22 protein-coding genes are annotated in these 23,437 nt (G+C 47.8%); 14 read left to right on the forward strand and 8 right to left on the reverse strand.

The annotated features are described in order from the left end of the window. Window positions 1-62 precede the first annotated feature (62 nt). The 6 genes from MARGE09_RS17300 (at window position 63) to MARGE09_RS17325 (ending at window position 6,308) form a co-directional block, all read left to right on the forward strand. Window positions 63-815, forward strand: a complete 753-nt coding sequence (locus MARGE09_RS17300) for an electron transfer flavoprotein subunit beta/FixA family protein (RefSeq protein ID WP_236984076.1) — start codon at window positions 63-65, stop codon at window positions 813-815. Further along, window positions 812-1,744, forward strand: a complete 933-nt coding sequence (locus MARGE09_RS17305) for an electron transfer flavoprotein subunit alpha/FixB family protein (protein ID WP_236984078.1) — start codon at window positions 812-814, stop codon at window positions 1,742-1,744. The genes MARGE09_RS17300 and MARGE09_RS17305 overlap by 4 nt, the downstream gene beginning before the upstream one ends. 97 nt (window positions 1,745-1,841) lie before the next feature. Further along, complete coding sequence (locus MARGE09_RS17310; RefSeq protein WP_236984080.1) at window positions 1,842-3,947, forward strand: hypothetical protein; 2,106 nt, start codon at window positions 1,842-1,844, stop codon at window positions 3,945-3,947. Window positions 3,948-3,994: 47 nt separating this feature from the next. Next, window positions 3,995-4,258 carry a Trp family transcriptional regulator gene (locus MARGE09_RS17315; protein ID WP_236984082.1) on the forward strand — a complete coding sequence of 88 codons (264 nt, stop codon included), beginning with the start codon at window positions 3,995-3,997 and terminating at the stop codon, window positions 4,256-4,258. 2 nt (window positions 4,259-4,260) lie between these two features. Further along, on the forward strand, window positions 4,261-5,646 hold the full coding sequence (locus MARGE09_RS17320) for an anthranilate synthase component I family protein (RefSeq protein ID WP_236984083.1): 1,386 nt from the start codon (window positions 4,261-4,263) through the stop codon (window positions 5,644-5,646). Next, window positions 5,646-6,308 (forward strand): anthranilate synthase component II, encoded by a 663-nt coding sequence (locus MARGE09_RS17325; protein ID WP_236984084.1) that lies wholly within the window; start codon window positions 5,646-5,648, stop codon window positions 6,306-6,308. Before MARGE09_RS17320 ends, MARGE09_RS17325 begins: the two co-directional genes overlap by 1 nt. Before the next feature lie 54 nt (window positions 6,309-6,362). Here the strand turns inward: MARGE09_RS17325 and MARGE09_RS17330 are convergent, their stop codons facing one another. Both MARGE09_RS17330 and MARGE09_RS17335 read right to left on the reverse strand, forming a co-directional pair. Then, the gene (locus MARGE09_RS17330) at window positions 6,363-6,767 is read right to left on the reverse strand and encodes a flagellar export chaperone FliS (RefSeq protein ID WP_236984085.1); all 405 of its coding nucleotides are present in this window, start codon (window positions 6,765-6,767) and stop codon (window positions 6,363-6,365) included. Window positions 6,768-6,910: 143 nt separating this feature from the next. Next, window positions 6,911-7,474, reverse strand: a complete 564-nt coding sequence (locus MARGE09_RS17335; protein WP_236984086.1) for a DJ-1 family glyoxalase III — start codon at window positions 7,472-7,474, stop codon at window positions 6,911-6,913. A 35-nt stretch (window positions 7,475-7,509) separates the two neighbouring features. Between MARGE09_RS17335 and MARGE09_RS17340 the strand changes: the two genes are divergently transcribed. Further along, window positions 7,510-7,767, forward strand: a complete 258-nt coding sequence (locus MARGE09_RS17340) for a YkgJ family cysteine cluster protein (protein WP_236984087.1) — start codon at window positions 7,510-7,512, stop codon at window positions 7,765-7,767. An 18-nt stretch (window positions 7,768-7,785) separates the two neighbouring features. Here MARGE09_RS17340 and hda read toward each other — a convergent pair whose 3' ends face one another. Together hda and MARGE09_RS17350 are read right to left on the reverse strand one after the other, a co-directional pair. After that, on the reverse strand, window positions 7,786-8,502 hold the full coding sequence (gene hda, locus MARGE09_RS17345) for a DnaA regulatory inactivator Hda (protein ID WP_236984088.1): 717 nt from the start codon (window positions 8,500-8,502) through the stop codon (window positions 7,786-7,788). A 44-nt stretch (window positions 8,503-8,546) separates the two neighbouring features. Continuing rightward, window positions 8,547-9,599, reverse strand: coding sequence for a DUF2066 domain-containing protein (locus tag MARGE09_RS17350; protein ID WP_236984089.1), 1,053 nt, complete (start codon window positions 9,597-9,599; stop codon window positions 8,547-8,549). Window positions 9,600-9,850: 251 nt separating this feature from the next. On the opposite strand from MARGE09_RS17350, the gene purM reads away from it, so the two are divergent. The 7 genes from purM (at window position 9,851) to MARGE09_RS17385 (ending at window position 17,745) form a co-directional block, all read left to right on the forward strand. Then, complete coding sequence (purM, locus tag MARGE09_RS17355; RefSeq protein WP_236984090.1) at window positions 9,851-10,903, forward strand: phosphoribosylformylglycinamidine cyclo-ligase; 1,053 nt, start codon at window positions 9,851-9,853, stop codon at window positions 10,901-10,903. A 3-nt stretch (window positions 10,904-10,906) separates the two neighbouring features. Beyond that, window positions 10,907-11,530: a phosphoribosylglycinamide formyltransferase gene (purN, locus tag MARGE09_RS17360; protein ID WP_236984092.1), complete on the forward strand. Its 624-nt coding sequence runs from the start codon at window positions 10,907-10,909 to the stop codon at window positions 11,528-11,530. 630 nt (window positions 11,531-12,160) lie between these two features. Continuing rightward, on the forward strand, window positions 12,161-12,676 hold the full coding sequence (locus MARGE09_RS17365) for a phosphatase PAP2 family protein (RefSeq protein WP_236984094.1): 516 nt from the start codon (window positions 12,161-12,163) through the stop codon (window positions 12,674-12,676). Between the two features lie 3 nt (window positions 12,677-12,679). After that, window positions 12,680-13,753, forward strand: a complete 1,074-nt coding sequence (locus MARGE09_RS17370) for an MJ1255/VC2487 family glycosyltransferase (protein ID WP_236984096.1) — start codon at window positions 12,680-12,682, stop codon at window positions 13,751-13,753. A gap of 403 nt (window positions 13,754-14,156) precedes the next feature. After that, on the forward strand, window positions 14,157-15,542 hold the full coding sequence (locus MARGE09_RS17375; protein ID WP_236984098.1) for a DUF1585 domain-containing protein: 1,386 nt from the start codon (window positions 14,157-14,159) through the stop codon (window positions 15,540-15,542). Next, window positions 15,542-16,267 carry a hypothetical protein gene (locus MARGE09_RS17380; RefSeq protein ID WP_236984100.1) on the forward strand — a complete coding sequence of 242 codons (726 nt, stop codon included), beginning with the start codon at window positions 15,542-15,544 and terminating at the stop codon, window positions 16,265-16,267. The genes MARGE09_RS17375 and MARGE09_RS17380 overlap by 1 nt, the downstream gene beginning before the upstream one ends. 17 nt (window positions 16,268-16,284) lie before the next feature. Further along, window positions 16,285-17,745: a hypothetical protein gene (locus MARGE09_RS17385; RefSeq protein ID WP_236984102.1), complete on the forward strand. Its 1,461-nt coding sequence runs from the start codon at window positions 16,285-16,287 to the stop codon at window positions 17,743-17,745. A 53-nt stretch (window positions 17,746-17,798) separates the two neighbouring features. Here MARGE09_RS17385 and MARGE09_RS17390 read toward each other — a convergent pair whose 3' ends face one another. The 4 genes from MARGE09_RS17390 to MARGE09_RS17405 all read right to left on the reverse strand — a co-directional run bounded on the left by MARGE09_RS17390 (window position 17,799) and on the right by MARGE09_RS17405 (window position 23,215). Further along, on the reverse strand, window positions 17,799-18,599 hold the full coding sequence (locus MARGE09_RS17390; RefSeq protein WP_236984104.1) for a pseudouridine synthase: 801 nt from the start codon (window positions 18,597-18,599) through the stop codon (window positions 17,799-17,801). After that, entirely contained in the window at window positions 18,577-19,146 is a 570-nt protein-coding gene (gene smrA, locus MARGE09_RS17395) for a DNA endonuclease SmrA (RefSeq protein ID WP_236984106.1), read from the reverse strand. The genes MARGE09_RS17390 and smrA overlap by 23 nt, the downstream gene beginning before the upstream one ends. Before the next feature lie 80 nt (window positions 19,147-19,226). Next, the gene (ppnN, locus tag MARGE09_RS17400; RefSeq protein WP_275068729.1) at window positions 19,227-20,588 is read right to left on the reverse strand and encodes a nucleotide 5'-monophosphate nucleosidase PpnN; all 1,362 of its coding nucleotides are present in this window, start codon (window positions 20,586-20,588) and stop codon (window positions 19,227-19,229) included. A 44-nt stretch (window positions 20,589-20,632) separates the two neighbouring features. Then, complete coding sequence (locus tag MARGE09_RS17405; protein ID WP_236984108.1) at window positions 20,633-23,215, reverse strand: efflux RND transporter permease subunit; 2,583 nt, start codon at window positions 23,213-23,215, stop codon at window positions 20,633-20,635. Window positions 23,216-23,437 lie beyond the last annotated feature (222 nt).

Here is a 23,437-nt window from a genome sequence, read left to right on the forward strand (position 1 = left end):
GCATTACCACGGGTATAGCCCAACAATAGAAATGCCTATAAAACAGTAGGAGTGTATTGAACATGAAAATACTTGTGCCCATTAAGCGCGTTGTTGATTACAACGTAAAAGTGCGCCCCACAGCCGACGGCACTGGCGTAGATATCGCAAACGCCAAAATGTCCATCAACCCCTTTTGTGAAATTGCCGTCGAAGAGGCTGTACGGCTAAAAGAACAAGGCGTTGCTAGCGAAGTGATTGTAGTCTCGGCCGGCGATGCAAAATGCCACGAGCAACTACGTGCCGCAATGGCATTAGGTGCGGATAAAGCCATCCATATTGATGCCCCCACTGCATTAGAGCCTCTCGCAGTCGCTAAGGCGCTAAAAGGTGTTATAGACCGCGAAGCGCCGCAGCTTGTGATACTCGGCAAGCAATCTATTGATGGCGACAATAATCAAACAGGGCAAATGCTCGCTGCACTTTGGGGCGTAGGGCAAGGCACTTTTGCCTCTGAGGTTAAAATCGAAGAGTCTAGCGCATTGGTCACCCGCGAGATTGACGGCGGGCTGCAAACGGTCAAGCTTTCATTACCCGCTGTAGTAACCACCGACCTACGCTTAAACGAGCCTCGCTACGCCAAATTGCCCGACATCATGAAAGCCAAGAAAAAACCGCTCGAAACAATCACGTTAGACGATCTCGGTGTTGATGCTGCTCAGCGCGTAACCACTCTTAAAACTGCCGCACCAGCACAGCGCCAAGCTGGCATAAAAGTCGCCAGCGTCGACGAGCTCCTCGATAAACTCAAAAATCAAGCGAAGGTGATTTCATGAAAACACTCATCATTGCAGAACACGACAACAAAAACTGCAAAGCCGCCACGCTCAGCACCATTGCAGCCGCAGCCGCCATCGGCAACCCAATAAATGTATTAGTCGCAGGCCACCTGTGCGAAAGCGTTAGCGCACAGCTGACAAGCGTCGCGGGCATTGCGCGAGTACTTGTTGCTGATAGCGAACATTACCAGCATCAACTACCCGAAGATCTCGCACCATTAATCGTAGCCAACAAAAGCGATTACAGTCACATATTAGCGCCAGCTACCACCGGCGGCAAAAACCTTATGCCGCGCGTTGCTGCGCTATTAGATGTTCAAGCTATTTCAGATATTCAAGCGGTGATTAGCCCAGACACATTCGAGCGCCCCATTTATGCAGGCAACGTAATAGCAACAGTACAAAGCGCAGACGCCGTTAAAGTACTTACTGTGCGCGCAACAGCCTTCGATCCAGTTGCTACTGAAGGCGGCTCCGCAACGATAGAAACACTAACAGCTCAGCCGGCAAGCGGGCTTTCAAGCTTTGTTAAAGAGGCATTAGCACAATCCGACAGACCAGAGCTAACCGCTGCCAATGTGGTTGTTTCTGGTGGCCGCGGATTAGCCAATGGCGAGAACTTTGAACTGCTATACGCCCTTGCCGACAAGCTAAATGGCGCAGTTGGTGCATCGCGCGCCGCAGTGGACGCAGGCTTTGTGCCCAACGATATGCAAGTGGGCCAAACAGGCAAAATTGTTGCGCCAGATCTGTACATCGCCGTGGGCATTTCGGGCGCCATTCAACACCTGGCCGGCATGAAGGAATCAAAAATCATTGTCGCCATTAATAAAGACGAGGACGCGCCCATATTTCAAGTGGCCGACTATGGCTTAGTTGCCGACCTATTTGATGTTGTGCCCGAGCTCACAACAAAACTCGGCTGATCATTCAGCGAAATACCCTTGCCTAGCGCCAACCAACACTTGGTCTGGCGCTATTTTAGGGTAGAATCGCCTTTCCTCACTCGGCCAGCGCGTGATTATGCTTAGCTTTTTTACCCCGCAACTCAAAATTCAAAAAAACCGTCAGGTTCTACGAGAAACCGATGAGCGCATGGCAAAGTACAGCCGGCGCGGCCTGATGAGCAACTTTATTATCTTTTTATTGTGCATGGCGGTGGGAACATTTGTCGACATGCAACCAGGCCTAGCTATAGCGCTGTCAATTGGCCTGCTTATCACAACCCTACTGCGCGGCTATTTACTTTTTCGCTTCGAAGCGCTCTACCCACGAGCACCTGCACTGTGGCGTACGCGATATTTTTACGCCACATTATTAGGCGCGGCATGGTGGGGGCTGATCGTTGCGATAGAGACACTCATTGTGGGCATCGATCACGAAGGCCCACTGCTTTGGTTATACACCATCGTATTTTTCTCTATGACGGCCAATGCCTTCGCCCCCTATAAACAATTTTTAACCGTATACCAATTGCTCGGCTTAGCGCCCGGCGCACTGTGCTTATTATTTACTGGCGAAATGACCGGCGTTATTTATGCCGTAGTTGTATTCTTCTTTATTTGGCTACTACACCATCAATGCGAACAGATTGCCGACAATTACTGGGAGCGTTTAGAGTCCGGCGCCTCGCTCGCCCGCAAAACAGAATCGCTCGAAGAAGAAAAGCGCGATACCCGCGCCACTGCGCAATTGCATAGAGACTACATGCTATTGCTAAAAAAAGAACTCGAAGAACTCCTCAACACCAAGCGCTCGCCACGCGCCAGCGACACAGCAAACATAGGCAAAAGCGATTCAGAAAAACAAAAACAGCAACCCGCATCACCGGCTAAGCGTCCACGCCTACAACAGCTGCACGCCAATGTGAGTGATTTTTATCAAATCCTTACCAAAGACATCGACTTTAGCGATTCAACATTTAACCCTAAGGCTTTATTGCAATACATCATCACCCAATACAGCAACGAGACCAGCCAAAAGAATATTGATATTGAGCTCGTTTTTTCGCCAAACCTACCGCACTTAGTCGTTGGCGATACCCAGCGCCTCACTCAAATTGTGCAAAGCATGATGAATGCGATTATTAGTCAGCTCGACGAAGGCGCTTTGTTTATTGATGTTGAGTATATCCAAGAAAGGGGCAAAGCCGGAGACCTAAGCATTGCGGCAAATCACCAACCCACAGGCCAGCGCACGCTTTTCAATGCGCAACAAGCCACCGGCATTCAACTTAATTTAGAGCTCGCATTAGCGATAGGTTTAGCCGAGGCGCAAGAAGGCAGCCTTGACATCACCTCAAACAATCAAGGTACGCAACTGCGTTACCGCGCGACTTTCGCCGATAAAACCGAAGGCAATATTGCAACCAGCTTAATTCCAGCACTTAAAGGCAAACGCATTCTATTGGTACACGAAAATCCTAGGGTTTTAGACTCCAAACGACAAGAGCTCAGTAGGCTTGGACTTACCGTTTCAACAGAGACCCTTTTTAAGCGGGGCCTAAGCACCTTACGCTCAGCTATTGATAACAACGCGCCTTTTTCAGCGGTTGTATTCCACAGCCACGCAGATCCAAAAGCAACGGCAGATTTCAGCCGGACACTGCTCGCCGAAAACGACTGCAAACTAATTCCCCAAATTATTATGGGCTCCGAAAGCGCTCGCCAACTCGACGAATTTAGCGAAATTATTGCCAACCCTTATGTTTACTGGATAAACAAACCGGCAGTTATCGATGATTTTAAACTCTGCTTCTGGCAGCTTTACAATCAAGACGAGCAACGTACTTCACAAGAACAAGAAATGACTGCGATTGTTTCAACCGAAGACGCCAGCACTCTGCAAGAAAGCCTCACCGAAGACGGCCTACCCTGCCAAACGTTTACATCGGTGAAAAATTTGCTTAGTACAACCGATAAAAATACCCTTAAGCACGTTATTTTTATCGGCTCAGAACATCGTGATAACGGCGACTATAATAAGCTGCGAGAAACATACTCAAATATTTACATCTTGGCTTGCGACACCCCAGAGCAAGTAAAACAACACTTAGAAAGCGGCGCTGATCACGTTTCTAGCCTAAGCAGCCAAGACAAACTCGCCACCGCGATTAAAGCGCTGGCCTGAATTTCAGCGCTTGACATAACCCGCCGCCTGCAATAACGTACTAGCACATGAGTACAGAAAAAGCCCATCAGCGATTACAAGCAAAGCTAATCAAGCATCTTATGTCCGCCACCTCAAGCGCGCATATGTCGGATATGCTCGAGGCCCTTCTAACACCAGGGGAGCTGCAAAACATTGCAACGCGCTTGGAAATCGCACATCTATTAAAGTCCGGCATGACACAACGCGACATAGCAAAGCAGCTAGGCGTTGGTATTGCCACGGTGACTCGCGGATCGCGCGAGCTAAAAGCCGGAAAATTTAAGGTTTAACCATGATTAAAGCCCATGCTATTCCACGTAAACCCCACTACATTAGCGTTGACGGCGTTGATGATTTCTTTACGTTGTTCAAAAAGATAGAAAAACATTACTCCACATGTTTTTTCCTCGAGTCCCTTGGCGAAGATAGCCACATATCTCGCTACTCTGTAATTGGCTTTGCGCCCAAAAAACTGATTTGGGCGCAAGGCAAGACTCTCACGATAAAAAATAGTGACGGCTCTCAAGAACAGCACGACAGCGACAACCCCTATTATTTGCTGCGCCAATTAATTCCACAAAATATCTTAGCGCGCAAATACTCCGGCGGATTAACAGGCTACATCGGTTACGACGCAATGAATTATTTTGAGCCTTCCTTGAGCATTCAATCGAGCGAGCTGTTTGAAGCCTTTAAATTTGGCCTGTACGAAGATGGCCTAACCCTGGATAAAATGACGGGCGAAGTGTCTTACTTCTACTATTCCGACAATCGCATCGATGAAATACAGCAACTTATTAACAGTGAATACGGCGGCGATAAAGCCCTAAAAATCACTCCCCTTGGCGACACCATGACGCGCGAGGACCACGCCAATGCCGTTGCTAAAGTAAAACAAGATATCGTCGATGGTAAAATTTTTCAGTGTGAAGTTGGTTTTAAAACGCGCTTTAATATCGAAGGCGACACCATCAACATTTACCAAGCGCTGCGCGAATCTAACCCTTCGCCGCAAATGTATTATTTGAAATTTGACGATCAAAAAGTCATTGGCGCCAGCCCAGAATTGCTCTTTCGTTTGCGCCAAGGGGAAATGGAAACTTACCCACTAGCAGGGACAACTAAGCGCGGCGCCAACGCCAACGAAGACCGCGAGCTAGCCAAAACACTATTAAACGACCCCAAAGAAATTGCCGAACACAACATGCTGGTGGATTTACACCGTAATGATATTGGTCGCGTAGCGAAATTTGGCACAGTAAAAGTGCGCAGTTTAATGGACATAAAACGCTTTAGCCATGTACAGCATATTTCCAGTGAAATTGTCGGCATTATGGCCGAAGAACACGATATGTTTTCGGCCCTTGCCAGCAACTTCCCTGCAGGCACACTAACGGGCGCACCCAAAATTGAAGCCATGAAAATCATTAATACAATAGAAAGCGAGGGGCGCGGCCCTTACGGTGGCGCCGTTGGGCACTTTGGTTTTAATGGCGATTGCACTTTTGCCATTCCTATTCGCACGGTATTTAGTAAAGGCGAAAACGCCTATGTTCAAACGTGTGGCGGAAACGTATACGATTCAAATGCCGCCGATGAATACCAAGAAATACAGCGAAAGTTCGCCGGCACCAACAACGTTTTAAAAATGTTTATCTCGGCGAGCGGAGAAAAATAATGAAAGTTTTAATTATTGATAACTTCGATTCGTTCACTTACAACCTCTACCAATATATTGGCGAAATACTCAGCGAAGAGCAGCACAAAAAAACGATCAGCCAATTTTCGATAATGGTGAAACGCAACAACGAGCTAACCATTGATCAGATTAAAGCTCTAGCGCCCGACCGCATTATTATCTCACCTGGCCCTGGATCACCCGACGACCCCGAATATTTTGGCGTTTGCGCAGAGGTTATAAAATCGCTAGGTAAAACAACGCCATTACTGGGCGTATGTTTAGGCATGCAAGGTATTGCGCATGTTTTCGGCGGCGATATCGTAAAAGCGCCCCTACCGATGCACGGCAAAACCAGCGCTATTACGCACTCAGGTGCAGGAGTATTTTTAAATACACCCAATTATATTGAAATAATGCGCTATCACTCACTAATGGCAAAACCGGATACTTTACCGGCCTGCTTAAAGGTTACCGCGGTAGTGGGGAAACACCCAGTAGACTACTTAAACAATTGCCTTACAGATGCATCCAACTCGGAAGTCGAAGTTATGGCGATTCAGCACGACACTTATCCCATTTACGGCATTCAGTACCACCCAGAATCCTTTGCAACCGAAGGCGGGAAAGAGCTAATTAAAAACTTCCTATTTATTGCCTAATATCGCTAAGCAAGGCGCCGACAATAAAGCGCCTTGCTTAGTGAGCAATTAACACTAGGCACCTTGGGCTAAATCAGGCACACGCAAATCCATATTATCCCAACCGCTCTTCACTTCAGATATCAAGCGTCGCGACTCAGTAACCGCCTCTAGCAGTTGCTCTTGGTCGGCTTCAGTGACTGTCAACCGCTCAATCATATATTCATACAAAGACGCTAAGTTCTGAGCAACTGCGCCGCCGAGCTCAAAGTCTAAACTTTGACGCAAACCATTGATAATGGCTTTTAGCTTGGCATTTAAAATATCGCGATTTTCATCGTTGCCGGCATGAATCGCCATAATTAAACCACTGGCGCGCTCGATTGCGCCATCCATAAGTAGCGAAATTACTTGATGTGACGTCAGTTGTTCCGCTTGTTCTTGCATTACTAAAGCAGCCTTGGTTTGTGCGACAGCCATAAAACATCTCCTGATGTGTTTTTATCAACGGTGGCAAAAAATTGCCGTTTTTGTTTCGTCAATAAACCTAATGCGAGGAACATGCCACGTTCAACAAGCAAACAATCTGAACATTAAACAAACAAACTGCCGACTGGCAAGCTTTATTCTCGCTGAAAACACATTTCATGTGCGATTTTATCGGCCTGTACTTCACCTACTAACAAAGAAACCAACGTTAAGGCAAACTGCATCGCTGCACCAGGCCCCTGACTTGTGATTAATTTGTTATGGATAGATACCGACTCTATCATCGCATGGACGTTATGCTGCTCGAGTATGTGCCTAAATGCTGGGTAACACGTCGCCGAGGCTCCAGTGATAAAACCATTGGCCGCCAAAACAACTGCCGGTGCCGCACAAATCGCCGCTAGCCATCGCTGAGCGGATATTTGATCTGAAATAATATCCAGCAAAGCTTGCGACTTGGCCATATATTCGGCCCCAGGCATTCCCCCAGGAATAACAACCATATCCCAAGGTTTGTTTTGACAGTATTCAATGTGGCAATCAGCCACAAGCTCTACGCCGCGCGATGCTGTGACTTTTCTGTCGGCCATTACTGAAGCAACGCAAACCTCAATGCCTGCACGCCGCAAGACATCGATAATAATCACCGCTTCCATTTCTTCGCTGCCATCGGCAATCGGAACCAGTACTTTTAACATACAATACCCCCAATTATTTTCAGTCGAGAATCACCATGGAATGTAGAGCGCACTGTGGCGCCTGCTGTATTGAACCATCAATACAGCGCCCTTATTTTGGCATGCCTAATGGCAAGCGGGCTGGAGAAATCTGTACTCACCTTGATTTAGAACATTACCAATGCAAAATTTGGCAAACAACCGATTACCCAGCCGTGTGCCAGGGCTTTAAAGCTGAGCCAGATATTTGTGGTACTTCAAGGGAGGAAGCGATGGAGACTATTCGAATTTTGGAAGTGACAACGCGGGGCTAATCTCGCAGATTGCCAGCCCTACCGCTCTAATACATCTTTAACAAATCGAATACTTAATTTTTTTTGCATTTGCAAACTGGCTGAATCTAATTGATCGAGAATACCAAATAGATCTTTCATTCTGCGTGGCGCACGCTTAAGAATATAATTGGCCACATCTTTATTCATTTGCATACCACGCGCTTTCGCTCGCATTTGCAAGGCTTTGGCTTTTTCTTCATCGCTAAGGCCCGCTACGCGATAAATCACACTACCCAATACCCGAGACGCAAGGTCTGGCAAGTCAAAGCCGATCGTTGCGGGGTTGGCATGAGAAGCCATCAATAACCGGTGACCGTTGTCGCGCAAGCGGTTATAGAGGTGAAAGAACGCCAACTCCCACTGTGCATTACCAGCTATTAATTCGATGTCGTCGACACAAACCAAAGGCGAAGACTCTAAATTAGCGCATACATCTGCCGGCTTTAAATCGAGCGCATCGCGCAGCGGCAAGTAGGCAATTGGCAGCTGACTATGGTGCGAACAAGCTTGCACTAAGTGTGTTAAACCACAACCGCTTCGCCCCCAAATAACAAGGCTTAGATCCCCTTGCCCAATGCAAAATTGCTGCAACACTTGGTTGACAAGGTGATTCTCTGGCGACACCCAGTAATTTGCAAAGGTGGCATCGTCTTGCAACTGAATGCCCAAACTAAGCTGCTGGGGGGGCTGAGGCTTATTACCTTTAGGGCGCACAGCGCTATACCTCAAAAGCAACAAACAAAAGAGCAGCCATTAAACTAACGCCCCAGCCACTGGAATTGCGCTGGCCTACCTGGCGCCCCAAGCATAGCTTCAGCTTGTAAATCTTCGGGCGGATTCAATAAACGTATTTTGCGATCAAGCGCCAAAGCATCACTTAGCTGCGCCCAAGAGGCCGACAACAAAATATGCAGCACCAACTGGTTATCGCGCACTGCCACCAATGCCACCTGCTGAATTAATGGCTGCTTGGCAAGGTAATCTAGCGCACTGTCATAATCTTTATAATCGCTTACACCATTTAATGTCATCACTTGCAGGTGCTCGTTTTCATCGCTTGCGCTTTGCACAGCGTAACGCTCCGCTAAAAACGCAACGAGCGGATCTACCCCAACCGCTCCGAGCTCGCTTGCATCAAAAGTGTTGTAGTCATAACTTCTGCGCTCGCCGGCGTGATGAAACTGCCATGTTGCATACCATTGCTGCGCGCTTGTCTGGCTATAGCGCGCGCTTAACACTGTATTCACATCGTATCGGGTGGAGGCTGCCAATATCGCCTCTTCATCTTGCGCCCATAAATGTTCTTCCGATAATAAAATTTGATCGTCTAAATCCCACAACGGCAAAAGTACCGGCAGACCTCGCTCGTTTGCGCGAGCCACTAACGATTTAACCAAAGGATGCTCTGGGTCAGTAATAATTTGGCGGCCACGCTCAGGTGTATCTTCTATTGCCCAAATCAGCGCTTGTGGACGGTTCATCGGCCAAACGCCTTGGCCGCTTTCTTTTAATAATTGCCGCACTTTGCCTGGGTCAAAATCTGCTTTTAGCAGCAGTGCAATGCCTTGCTCTCGCATAGTTTGCGTGGGCTGAATATAACGAAATTGCTGCACATAACTCCCCGCATTAGCCTGCGCCTTCATGCCTAGCTCTGTTGCTGGTGCATCAAGGCTACCCGAGACTTTAATCAACACATTGGCCATCGCCTGCACTAATGCGGTTTTTCGGTCTGCTGTGCTTTGGCTCGCAACGGGAACCTGCGCAGAAAAATACTCTGAGCCAGCCCATGTTGGCGCAGTTAGGGCAAGCATTAGCACACCCAAGATTAGTAGCCGCACTCGGTCGCACTCCGTATGTATAGAAAGGGGCGGCGATTGTAGCAAACCTACGCTAAGGCATATAGCAGCAGTGCACAGCTAATGCGCCAACCTTATAACTAGGCTAAGCATAAATTTGCAGAAAACAGTTTTTAGGCCGGTAAGGCGTGCGGGCGCTGCGCCATTGCTGGTAGAATGTCGCGCTTTGCCCGCTGGGCCTCATTCGCAGTATAGAACCGGACAACATGAGCCAAGACAAAACACAACTGAGTTACAAAGATGCTGGTGTCGATATCGACGCTGGAGAAGCCCTGGTAGAGCGCATTAAGTCAGTCGCTAAGCGTACTCGACGCCCCGAAGTCCTTGCAGGGCTCGGCGGCTTTGGCGCCCTTTTCGAACTTCCCACCGGCTACAAAGAACCCGTACTCGTCTCTGGCACCGACGGCGTAGGCACCAAACTGCGCTTAGCCATGCAACTCAACAAACACGACACCATCGGTATCGATCTAGTGGCCATGTGCGTTAACGATTTAATCGTGGGTGGCGCAGAGCCTTTATTCTTCCTCGACTACTACGCTACTGGTAAGTTGAATGTCGATATGGCAGCTAGCGTTGTAAGCGGCATTGGAACCGGCTGCGAACTAGCAGGCTGCGCCTTAACTGGCGGCGAAACCGCCGAAATGCCGGGCATGTACGAAGGTGATGATTACGACCTTGCAGGCTTTTGCGTTGGCATTGTCGAGAAGTCAGAAATACTAGATGGTAGTAAAGTACAAGCCGGCGATACCCTCATAGGTATTGCCGCTAGCGGGCCACATTCAAACGGTTACTCGTTAATTCGCAAAATTTTAGAAGTGGCCAATGCGGATTTATCACAGCAATTGGGCGATAGCACTTTGGGCGATGCGTTAATGGCCCCCACACGCATCTACGTAAAACCATTACTCAACTTGTTAAAGCAACAACCTGTTAGCGCCCTAGCCCATATCACCGGTGGCGGTTTATTAGAAAATATTCCGCGCGTACTACCAAATAATACTAAAGCGGTTATCGACGCCAATAGCTGGCAGCTGCCAGAAGTATTCCAGTGGCTCCAACAAAACGGCAATGTCGCCAGCCTAGAAATGTATCGCACCTTTAACTGTGGCATCGGCATGGTTGTCGCGGTACCTAGCGATGCTGCGCAAGCTACCCTAGCGCAACTCGCCAGCGACGGTGAAACAGCCTTTGTTATCGGTAGCATAGAAACTAGCGCGCAAGAAACGCCGCATGTTGAAATGCAGAACGTGCAAGGCTAAAACATGCGCATTGTTGTATTAATTTCCGGTAGCGGAAGCAATCTGCAAGCGATTATTGATGGCTGTAACGACGGCCGCATCAACGGCAGCGTTGTGGCGGTCATCAGCAATCGCCCAGATGTTAAAGGCTTAGAGCGCGCACGCAATCACGGTATAGAAGCAATCACGCTAGATCACCGAAATTTCGATAGCCGAGAAACCTTTGACGCTGCGCTAGCGCAGCACATTGATAACTTTGAGCCAGAACTGGTCATCCTCGCGGGTTTTATGCGCATACTCACGCCCACGTTTACCGGCCGCTACTTAGGGCGCATGCTCAACATTCACCCATCTTTACTGCCTAAGTACCCAGGCCTTCATACCCATAAGCGCGCATTGGAAGCCGGTGATAGTGAACATGGCGTTACCGTACACTTCGTGACCGCCGAACTCGACGGCGGCCCCGCTGTGCTGCAAGCTCGCGTCCCTATTTTAGAGAGCGACACAGAAGACACGCTAGCCGCTCGGGTTTTAGAGCAGGAGCACCGTATCTACCCACAAGCCGCCGGCTGGTTTTGCGAAGGACGATTAACACTGCAAGGCAATGCCGCACTGCTCGACAACACCCCCATTAACACCACCCTCTAAAGTTAAGCGCGCAGGCTTAGCTGCGCGCTTTTGCTCCCCCCCCGCTACACCCCACACACATTTGTGCGATATATCCTACAACACCTAGTGGTTAACACGACTTTAAGCGCAGCGACCTTTTCGACATAATGCCCCCACAAGGACGCAACGGCATGAAGCCACAGGAATTGGATAACAACTCAGGGAATCGCTCAGGTAGAGCAACCGCACTGGAGCGGCAGGAAATTTGGATTAGCTATAGGATGTAGCATCACAGGAGGGATAGGAATAACGGATGCCGAGCAAGATGCTCGCAATAATGAGTTGATGCCAAGTATTGGCAGGATTAGAAGTTACACGGACGATAGACACGGAGACCGGCCGGAAGCCGAAATGGACAGCAATCCCAACAGGAAGGGAAGATTAATAAAAAGCCTGCTTAGCGCGATGTTAAGCAGGCTTTTTTATGCCTGCTATTCGCGTAATTCAAAAAAATCCCGTAGCCAAATAATCATCTTGGCGTGTAAACCCAAGCTTTCAGCATTTCCTATTTAACTGTCACAAAATCGCCACAAAAAGTGCATAGCCTTGCAACAATTCTCACATAATCTGAGTTAGATGAAGGGCAAATACCACAAAGAGGGTTCCGTTATGCGCTTACTTCAAAACATACACAACCTCGATGTACAAACATTTAGCTGGTGCCTGCGCCGCAAACACCATCAATTTGCAGTATGGCTAAGCCGTGGCATTTCTTATACCGCAAACGGGCCTTTTTACGTACTTGCTGGGCTAAGCTTTATGCTTGCCGAACACTGGGAGCTAGTAAAACTGCTGGCCCTGGGCTTTGTATTAGAGCGCACCTTGTACTTTATTTTTAAAAATTTATTTAAACGCAACCGGCCACCAGAAGCCATACCAGGCTATAAAAGCGTAATTAAACCGTCCGACAAATTTAGCTTTCCTTCGGGTCACACATCAGCCGCTTTTTTGGTGGCCGTAGCGGTTAGCTCGGCATTTCCTGTAATGGCTTGGGTTTTATTTCCTTGGGCTGTATTGGTGGGCGTAGCGCGCGTTATGCTTGGCGTTCACTTTCCAACCGACACACTAGCAGGCGCAACACTTGGCAGTTCTTTGTGCCTTTTACTCATTAGCGGCTTGGTATAACTTATGAAAATTCTTTATGGCGTGCAGGCAACAGGTAATGGCCATATCACCCGCGCCCGTGCCTTAGCTGAACGATTTAATCAGGCCGGCATTGAAGTCGACTATTTGTTTTCCGGCCGCCCGCGCGAAAACTTTTTTGACATGGACATATTTGGCAACTGGCAATGCTATAAAGGCCTCACCTTTATTCATGAATCAGGCAAGCTTAATATCACCAAAACCATTCACAGTAACAGCTTAAAAACATTATTTGCCGACATCAAAAACCTTGATTTGTCTGAATATGATTTTGTACTCACAGACTTTGAACCCATCACAGCTTGGGCGGCACGCAAACAGAAAAAAACCTGCATTGGTGTAGGGCATCAATATGCTTTTTTTAACGATGTGCCTCGCCGCGGCGACAATTTAGTTTCACGCGCAATAATGAAGCATTTTGCCCCAGCAGATATTCACCTTGGCCTACACTGGCACCACTTCGGGCACGCCATTTTACCGCCCATTGCTGAAATACACGAAACGCACCTGCCCGTTGATGCTAAAAAAATCGTTGTGTATTTAGGGTTTGAATCACACGAGGATGTCATCCAATTATTAGAACCATTCAAAGATCACTTATTTGTTATCTACGGGCCTTATGCACGCTACCAAAGCCATGGCCACATCCAGCTTAAGCCGCTTTCACGTGAAGGCTTTCAAGTTGATTTATCTACCGCCAGTGGCGTTATCTGCAATGCAGGCTTTGAATTAGCCAGCGAAGCCATTCAGCTGGGCAAAAAATTACTGGTCAAACCACTGCATGGGCAAATGGAGCAACTCTCGAACGCGCGCGCACTTGAAGAGCTGCAATTAGCAATGACAATGGATTCGTTAGACACCAAAGCCGTAAGACAATGGCTAACGGGCTTTAAAGGCAAGCGCGTTGTGTACCCCGATGTAGCCAAAGCTATTGTAGACTGGCTTCAATATTCAAATAAAAAAGACACCCAAATATTAGCTGACACCCTTTGGGCACAAGTTGAATTACCCAGCAACCACAGCGCCCAGACCACGACTAGCCAAATACAAGCGGCTTAAAGCCTAAAGCGCATCACACCAGTGTGATGCGTCCCTCCATACCAACCCCACACATCCCCCGTCGAAAAGCGAAGCCTTAAAACTTCGCAGTGGCGCTAGCAATATCACAATAAATATCATCAGTTTTCGCACACCACGGAACCAATCCCCAAAAAAACGGCCAACAAAAGCGCTCCACATTATTAACATGTAACTATTCAGCCATAAAAAATTATTGCTCACTCGGAGCGGGCCTGATTGATTGTTTTTAGGCATTCACGCGCTGAGCGCGCGTGCAAAGTCGAGGAGCACAAAGCCGTAGATGGCTGATTAGTCACGTTAACATAAACAACACCTAGCCGGTGCTGCCGACATTGTTCGAAGATTAGCGCCCTTCCCTTAACCTAAAGGATATAGACAGCAAATGACACTGATTGACTATCTTAAACTCGCCATTCCAGTTGGCGCACTAGGCTTAGCTATGCAAAGCCATGCAAGACCTGAAGCACCATCCATTTTTTGTGATGTTTTCAAAGACGCGGCAACCTGTAACACGCTGATCACTTGCACTCAGTGTCATTCCGAGCCACCTATATTGAATGTTTACGGCGAATCGATAAAAAGTATTTTGCATGCAAACCCCGACTATAGCCCCAGTACATTCACAAACCTTCTACCCGAGGCTCTTACTACCGCAAATACCTTGGATAGCGATGGCGATGGTGAGCTGAATAACACAGAAATATCCCAAGGGACTCACCCCGCCGATGCCGATAGCAATAGCCAACCGATAAATAACAACCTGCAATGGGATCCTAGCTACGCACTTAACAAAGTCATGCTGTTATTTTGCGGGCATTCAGCACGCTATGAACAAAAAAGAAACTTTTTAGCCGCGAACAATAAAGCGGAAGCTGTTCACGCCCAGCTCAGACAATGCCTAAATAGCGACTACTGGAAACATGAAGCCTTACACCGGCTTGCCGACAAACGCATAAGACCGCTGTACGAACTAGGGCTCGACGGGGTGCTAGGCATAGCAGATTACCAATGGGATTACAGGCTATTTAGCCACGCACTCACTAACGACAACGATGCCCGTGATTTACTGCTGGCCAACTATCATGTCGATACCGATGGCAACCTAATTACTGCAGTTATTCCTCGCGAACGACCTGTAGTCGACCCCGAGACTGGCGTACTTAATTTAGGATCAGGCCAGCCACTTATTACAGAAAAGCGCGTAGGCATGATTTCGACACAATGGTTTCTCGCTTATTTCACGATGTTTGCCGAGCTACCGCGCAACACGGCCTCACAGGCTTACCGCGCATATTTGGGCTTAGATATCGCCAAAAGCGAAGGCTTAATGCCTGTCGAAGGAGAACCAAGGGATGTTGACAACAAAGGCGTTGATGCTCCCCAGTGCGCCGCCTGCCATAGCACACTCGACCCACTAGCCTATGCCTTTTCAGCTTATGCCGGTATCGAAGACTACGCATCGAACCCGTTATTTGGCGGCAACCCCTACGGCAGCTATTACCCTGAGGGCACCCAATGGGAAAGCGACAGCTATCTATTTGGCCAGCCTGTTGTCGATTTAAAAGACTGGGCCCAACAAGCGGCAAACTCGGACGCATTTAAACAGAATTTAGCAAAGATATTCTTCACTTACGCGACAGGGCAAAAACCTAGCCCCGCCAACCAAGAAGAATTCGAGGCCTTATGGCAATCCATCGATGCCGACAATTACTCAGCAAATAAACTGATTCATCGCTTAATCGACACTCTCGCTTTTGGAGGTAAATAATGCGCTTTCTTTGCCGTCAAAAAAAACGCTTTTTAAACAATACACTTTATCTGTTGGTCGTATTTGGCCTAACAGCAATTACCGCTAGTTGCGGTGGCAATAAAAATAACCAAACAGCAGCATCAAGCATTAGCAGCGAGGCCGCGGCAATTAGCAGTGCGAATAACAGCAGCGCATCATCCTACCCGCCAATAACTGAAACGCCTCCTAGCGAAAAGGCGCACTGGAAACGCGTAAAAGCGATTAAACATGATTTAGCCTACGCACTGGACCTAAATGAAGACGAGCTATGCCACGAACTGGGTTCTTTATCATGTTTTGATCAGGTGCATTTAAGCGCACTTGGCGGCAACGAGCCTTTTGTCTTGACACAATATGAACCAATAGAATCACCATCGGCGATCAGTGCAGTGGTTACCGAACGGGTTGTTCTAGCAGCCTGTAGCAATAAAGTCGATATTGATCAACAAAGTACTGCCACTGTCTTCACCCAGTACGATTTATCAGCAATGGCAGAACCGCGCAACAACGACTACCTTGCTGCGCTTGATCTACAAAACACTCTACTCTATCAGCGCCTGCTAGCACGCGACCCCACGCAAGAAGAGTTAACGCTACTACAAGAATTAACTCAAGATACCCAAGGCAATGCCATTAGCAATGCCGACGTAGCAAAACTGAGTTGCTTTACCATCGCCACCAGCAGCGAATTTATCTTTTTATAAATCGAGGGGATCACATTATGAAATCTATTACAAATACTGCTAGCCGCCGCCGATTTATAAAAACCATGGCAGCCTGTTCTGCAACAATGGCAAGCACCAAGGGTTGGTCAGCTGAAAATATTTCTGCGCCAAGTGAGCGTCGCTTTTTATTTGTTATTGGTGCCAACGGCGGCGCGAGCATTGTCGACAGTTTTTTACCCATTTTAGACACTGAGTCATCGACCGGTATTAACACATTTACTGCCAGCCAAATTCAGCAAATTAACAGTTCCAACTTTCGTTGCCCTAAACCAATGAACAACCTCATACAAGATGCCATCCCGCTAGGCGATGGCTACGATATGAGTAATTTTTTATCAAAGCACAGCCAAGATATGGCAGTAATGACGCAGCAATGCAGTAGCGTTAATCACCAAATTGCCTCGCGCCGTTCAGTAACAGGTAACGATATTAATGCCGGCCGCACCCTGCAAGAGGCCGTCGCCATGCAATACGGTATGGACTTATTATTACCAAACGCCAATATGGCCAGCACCGACTATGGCGGTGAAGGTAACGACAAAACCCTTGCCGCCAAAGCGCGCCCCGAAATTATTGCAGACCCACGCTTTATGGCTTTTGCAACCCACGGGCACAAAGGCATTAACAATGCCCCTAACGCGGCACTAATAGCACGCGCCAGACAACTGCGCCAACAACTTGATCAAACCAGCGAGCACCGAAAAGCCTTTAATGCCCGCCCTAAAGTCGCCAACTACCTTCATAACCGCGACACTTTAATGCCGCAATTAGAAAGCGCCGAATTAATCAATAAATTATTACTGCTCAAGCAATCGCCCAATGGACAGCCCCTAAGTGATTACGCATTAGAACAATCACAAGAAGCTGAAACGCTTTTTTCGTATTTCCCCAATTTACAAAACGACCCCTTTGAAGCACAAACGGCCCTAGCCTATTTGTTAATTAAGTCGGGCATATCCTGTACTGCAACAATCGAACCTTCAGATACGCCGTATATCAACCCCGCCATTGGCGCTGTAACCTCGCCACTGGCCTTTGATTGGTCCCACATTGATCATCGAGGTGCTCAAAATGCAATGTGGGGGCGCGTTATGAACATGACCGATAAATTAATTAGCTTGCTCAAAACTACTGAATTTGGCGCAGGACAATCGTTATGGGATAGAAGCTTTATTTATATTGCTACGGATTTTGGTCGAGAGAAAGTCAGTGAGGGCGGCTCGGGTCACGACCTTAATAACGGCAACGTACTGCTAAGCCCATTCATTAAAGGCAACCGTGTGTACGGAGGTATAAACACAGATACAGCCCACACCTACGGCTTTGATAGAATCACTGGGGAAGCCACGCCCAACCAACACATGGACGAAGGCGATGTATACAGCGCAGTTTGTCACGCAATGAATATCGACTTCGATGGCCGCCGCGACATACCTGCCATGGTAAAAAATAGCTAACCCGCTTAAAACGTACTTGTTTTCAGGCCTATGCTAGGCTTGAAAACAAGTTATTAAAAACATCCTTCTAGCGCATCGTTTGCGGTTACTAAATCCAACCAACCAAACCGCTCTATCACACTCAAAAATGCGCCCTCTAAATTAGCGCAAAAAACTAATTCTTCACCCGACACTGGGTGTTCAAGCACCAACTGGTGTGCATGCAATAGCAACCGCCCTGCACCAAAGTGCTGAGCAAAGTAATGGTTATATTTCGACTTTCCGTATTTAGGGCAGCCAATAATCGGGTGTGATAAATGCTTAAAATGCCGGCGAATTTGGTGCTTTCGCCCCGTTTGCAAACGTGCTTTTACTAAAGAAAAACGGCTAGTGGGGTATTTATCGATTGCAGCGGAAATTTCAATGGTCGCTAAGCGCTCGAAGTCGGTCACAGCCTCTTGCGCTGGTTTTTGCGCCTGCGGTTTACCACGCTTATTTTTGAAATCAACAATAGGCTTTAAGGGGTGATCAATTCGGCCGCTTTCTGGGCAGTATCCACGGCATAACAATAAATACTCTTTTGTCGCACGATTGCTTTCCATTTGCAATTTAATGGCCGCTGCAACCTCGGGGGTTTTCGCAAAAACAATAACGCCAGAGGTGGGTTTATCTAGGCGGTGAATCGGGTATATGTAACAACCGATTTGATCGCGCAGCTGCTGCAGTAAAAAGACCGTTTCGTGTTTATCGATATTGCTTTTATGTACCAGCAAACCTTCCGGTTTACACACCGCAACCAGCGCATCGTCCTCGTATAGAATATTTAATGCCGGCTGTTCGAAGGACGCGTCACTAGCGCTTTTGATGTTGTTCACGGTTACTCAGTTTTTTGGCATCGCTTTTTCTAAGCAATACGTAGGTTGCGCCATAGCTACCATGCTGCTTCTGCGCGCTATGAAAAGCCAAAACCTCTTCCATTTGCGGTAACCAATAGGCCACACAACTTTTAAGCAGCGCGGGTTGCTCGCGCCCCTCACCTTTGCCGTGCGTAATTAATGCCATACGAACATCATTACCTACGCAATCTTTAACAAACTGGTACACCAGCTTGCGTGCCCTATCCATCGTTAATTTATGCAGATCCAAACGGGCATCGATTTTGTATTTCCCCATGCGCACATTGCGATAAACTCCGTGCTGAACACCTGGCCGCATAAAGCTAATAAGGGACAAAGGTTCGACCATTTCAATCGGTTCGCCAGATAATGGGTCTTCCGGTGCGGCAGCTTCCAGTTGAGCTGTTTGCCGCCGTTCTTTGAGGGTTGTCGCATCAACCGTTGTTTTTTGTAGCGTAACGCGAGGTTCAGCTTTTATTGGCGTAACATCATCACCTAACAAATCTAAAAATGAGTTATCGCTCATACATCCTCACCACAATATCAAACAACGCTTAAAACCAAATTTAAAAACTAAAGGGGGCGGCATTAAACGCCGCCCACAAACTAACGCACAATTTTGTAACAGGGTACATATTCTTGGGTAGGTATTTTCATGCGTTTTTGCGCGACAAAAGCTTTTAGTAAAGCATCTAAAGGCTCGATGATGTCGGTTTCACCGCTAATATGGTACGGCCCCAATTCGGCAACAGCCTTAATACCATCGGCTTTTACATTGCCGTCAACAATGCCGGAAAATGCTTTGCGCAAATTAGCTGCCAGTTTATGAACCGGCTGATTTTTGCTTAGATTTAAAGCAGCCATAGAATCATGGGTGGGTTTAAACGGTCGCTGAAAATCTTCGTCTATCGTTAGCAACCAATTAAAGTAATAGGCATCTTGATTATCACGCCGATAAGTTTGCACCGCTTCCACCGCATCGCGCTGCGCTCGGGCGACCGCTTTGGGATCGTCGATAATAATTTGATATAAAGCTTGCGCCTCTTTGCCCAGCGTTTTTGCGACAAAGTCATCTATTTGCTCGAAATACCCTGCCGCCTCTTTAGGGCCGGTAAAAACAAGCGGGAATGGAATATGCTGGTTTTTGGGGTTCAGTAAAATACCCAAAATATAAAGAATTTCCTCAGCGGTGCCAGCACCGCCAGGAAATACCACAATACCATGCCCTGTTCGTACAAACGCTTCTAAGCGTTTTTCAATATCAGGCATAATAATCAAGCTGTTAACAATAGGGTTGGGCGACTCGGCGGCAATAATGCCGGGCTCCGTAATACCAATATAACGCCCAGCTTGCCGCTGTTTAGCGTGCGCAATGGCAGCACCCTTCATTGGCCCTTTCATGGCCCCTGGCCCACAGCCAGTACAAATATCTAGGCCGCGCAGGCCCATTTCATAACCCACTTTTTTAGTGTATTGGTATTCTGTTTCGCCAATAGAATGCCCCCCCCAACACACCACTAAATTACCGCGTTCATTGCCTTTAAAAGCACCAGCATTGCGCAAAATATGGAAAACCGCGTTGGTGATATCTTCTTGGCTTTCCATGTCTAACGCACAATTGGCCATTAGCTCATTATTGATGTAAACCAAGTCGCGCAGGGCTGCAAACACATGCTCTTTGATACCAGCAACCATTTTGCCATCAACAAAAGCATTTGCCGGCGCATTGGTAATTTCAAGCTTAATGCCGCGCTCCTGCTGTATTAGCGATACGGCAAAATCTTTGTGGGCATCTAACACCTCTTGGGTATTATCCATTTCGCTGCCAGTATTCAGCACAGCTAGGGCACAGCGCCTAAAAGTATCGTACATCTGCGTGCTGGAGGTTTTGGCCAACCTAGCCACCTCCCACTGCGATAGTACGTCTAGGGTGCCATCTGGAGTGATGCGGGTTGTTATTTTCTTCATAGTCAATCCTCTTGTTTTCCCTAAGTTTAGCCGCCAATAGCCAGTTAACGCGAATTCGTTTTAAAAGGACGTGTCAGCATAATCAACTGAGGCAAAACGAATAGTGCGCCAGATAAAGCCGCCAGCATTGCCAAGCCCGTTAACAAACCAAAGTAAATAGTTGGGATGAATTGAGATAAAACCATGATTGAAAAACCAAAAATAATGATTACCGAGGTGTAATACATTGCCCGCCCAATGGACCTGTGGGCGCGGTGCATTGCTTTCATGTAGTCACCATCGACTGCCAGCTCGGTTTTAAAACGGTGAATATAGTGAATAGTATCATCCACCCCAATACCGACCGTGATGGCCGCAATGGTGATCGTCATCATATCTAGCGGAATACCAGCCAAACCCATCCCGCCTAGAATGGCACTGGCAGCCAGCATATTCGGTAACAGCGCCACTATTGCCACTAACACGCTGCGAAACAGCAAAACAAACATCAAGCCAATGCCTAAAAACACCGCCCCTAAAGTGACAATTTGCGAGCTAAATAAGCTTTGCAGCATGTTGTTATACAAAATAAGCAGCCCACTAAAGCGTACATGCTCAATATCGACCCCGTCCATTTCAGCCAAATGGGCATGAATACGTTCAACCAGTTCGGCACGCTGCAAGCCTGGGTAAGTATCGATAATACGCATAGTGATGCGCGCTTGATCGGTATCTCGATCCAAGTACGGCTGCACTAATACTTGGTCGATCTCTGGCGTTAAGGATTGCGCCATAACCGCTAATTCAAAATTATTGAGCGAGCCATTAATATCTTTGCCCACCTCGTAAAGCGTCGCCAACGACTGCACCTTACCCACTTCGGGCAGCGAGTCTAAATACTGCGTTATGCGATCGACCAGCTGCAAGCCCGCAACAGTCATCCACACACTGTTTTTCTTTTGCTCGCCTTGTTCGCTAAAAGGGTCCGCCTCGGCGAAGGGGTCGTCTTCGGTTTCAGAGGTTGGCGCTTCAAAGGGGTCTTGCTCGTCAAACGCATCGGCCTCGGCAAAAGGGTCGTCTTCGTCGGTAAACTCTACCGGTACAGATTCTGGCGTTAACAGCGCGGTAGCGGCCTCTGGCTGCAAGATAATATCGAGCGACGTGGTACCACCAAGTTTTTGATCTATCAGGGAAAGGCCTTGGTGAATTTCGGTTTCTTCATGAAAGTAATCAACAAAGCGGTTTTCAACTTGTAAGCGCGATATACCCCATACACTCAGCAGCAAAATGCCGCACGCTATTAGCAATACACCGTGCCCTAAGCGCTCTACAGCGGCCGCGCAATAGGCGGTAAACGGCTTGCTCTGGCTGCCCTGCTGTACTTTGTTAGCCGCTTCGCGCGGCAATAAAACCAATACAGCGGGGAAGAGTACAAAAGCAAGAATCGTCGCTAGCACAAGGCCTATTGTCATCATCCAGCCAAAATCCATCACCGGACGAATATCACTGATTACCAGCGATACAAAAGCCACAATGGTGGTTAATGCGGTATACAAGCAAGGTTTAACCATGTAACCGCAGGCCGCTAGCACAAGCTGTTTTTGCGTCCATTGTGGCTGTTCGCTTTCGTACTCACGATAACGCACCACAAGGTGAATAATAATCGCCAGCGCGATAATCAGTAGTAACGCGACAAAGTTCGACGATATCACCGTTAAATGCCAACCGGCCCAACACACAATACCCAGCGTCATGGTTACTGCGCTTACACAGGTTATCATCGGCAACAATACAAATTTCACAGAGCGAAAAATCACCCCCAATACAATCACCATAAACAACAGCGCAGCACCGCCAAATACAATTAAATCTTGCCGAATAAAACTAATCATATCGGCCGTAATCATGGTGATGCCGCCGACAAAAATTTGTGCATCGCCGCGATATTGCGCCACCACATCGCGCACAGATTGCACCCGCGCATGCGAGGCCTTCTCGGCGGCAAGGCGGTGCGCCAAAAATTCGGCCGATACAGCCTGCAAGCGCATATCTTCTTCTGCGGTTAGGTTTTGTGTGCGTTTTTTAAGGCGGAGATTATCGCGCTCGGTTACCAACGCAATAAATTGATGGTCAACCGCCAAATTCAATTGTAAAGCCGTCGTTTCACCATCGGGGCTTAAAATCATTTTGCGGTAAATAGGGCTTTGCAAAAACTCGGCTTTCGCTAAAGCTCTATCCACATCGGCGTCGAGCAAATTGCGCGGTGCCTTTGCCATTTCGCGCAAGCTTCGTTTGGGGCTATAAAGTAAAGGGACATTCAATATACTGTTGACAGAAGCCACCCCCTCGATGGCCGCAAGCTCAGCATGCAAACCTTGCAACTGCTGCAATGCTGCATCTTCAAACAACGGAGTATTGGGCGCGTAAGTCACCACCAAAAAGTCACCGCTATCATACAGTTGGCTAACTTCTCGGAAATAATCTAAGTCGGTGTCGCGCTCTAGTGTTAAAGAGTCGGATGATGCGTCCAAGCGCAGTTTCGGCAGGCCTGCAACTGCAGCCATTAAAACTAACACAACACAAGCCAACACCCAGCGCGGGTGGTTAACAACAAAATTCAACCAGCCCGAGGCCATGCGGTCGATCATAATGGTCCTTAAAAATAGCAATGAGGGGCGAATAAATAGCTGCCCAAAGACTCGTCAATACGCCTTTAGTTCGCCTTTGTTGGGTACAACAAAAATACAGGGTATGTATTCTACCGCCAAAGATGCAAAGGAGCTGCAGGAAATTCATTATTCACGCAACTCCCGTACAATTCATCAGTCAAGCTCAGTGCCTTGCACAAGAACTGCAGAAAACTCAACTTC

The sequence above is a fragment of the Marinagarivorans cellulosilyticus genome (assembly GCF_021655555.1).
In the GTDB taxonomy this organism is placed as follows: Bacteria; Pseudomonadota; Gammaproteobacteria; order Pseudomonadales; family Cellvibrionaceae; genus Marinagarivorans; species Marinagarivorans cellulosilyticus.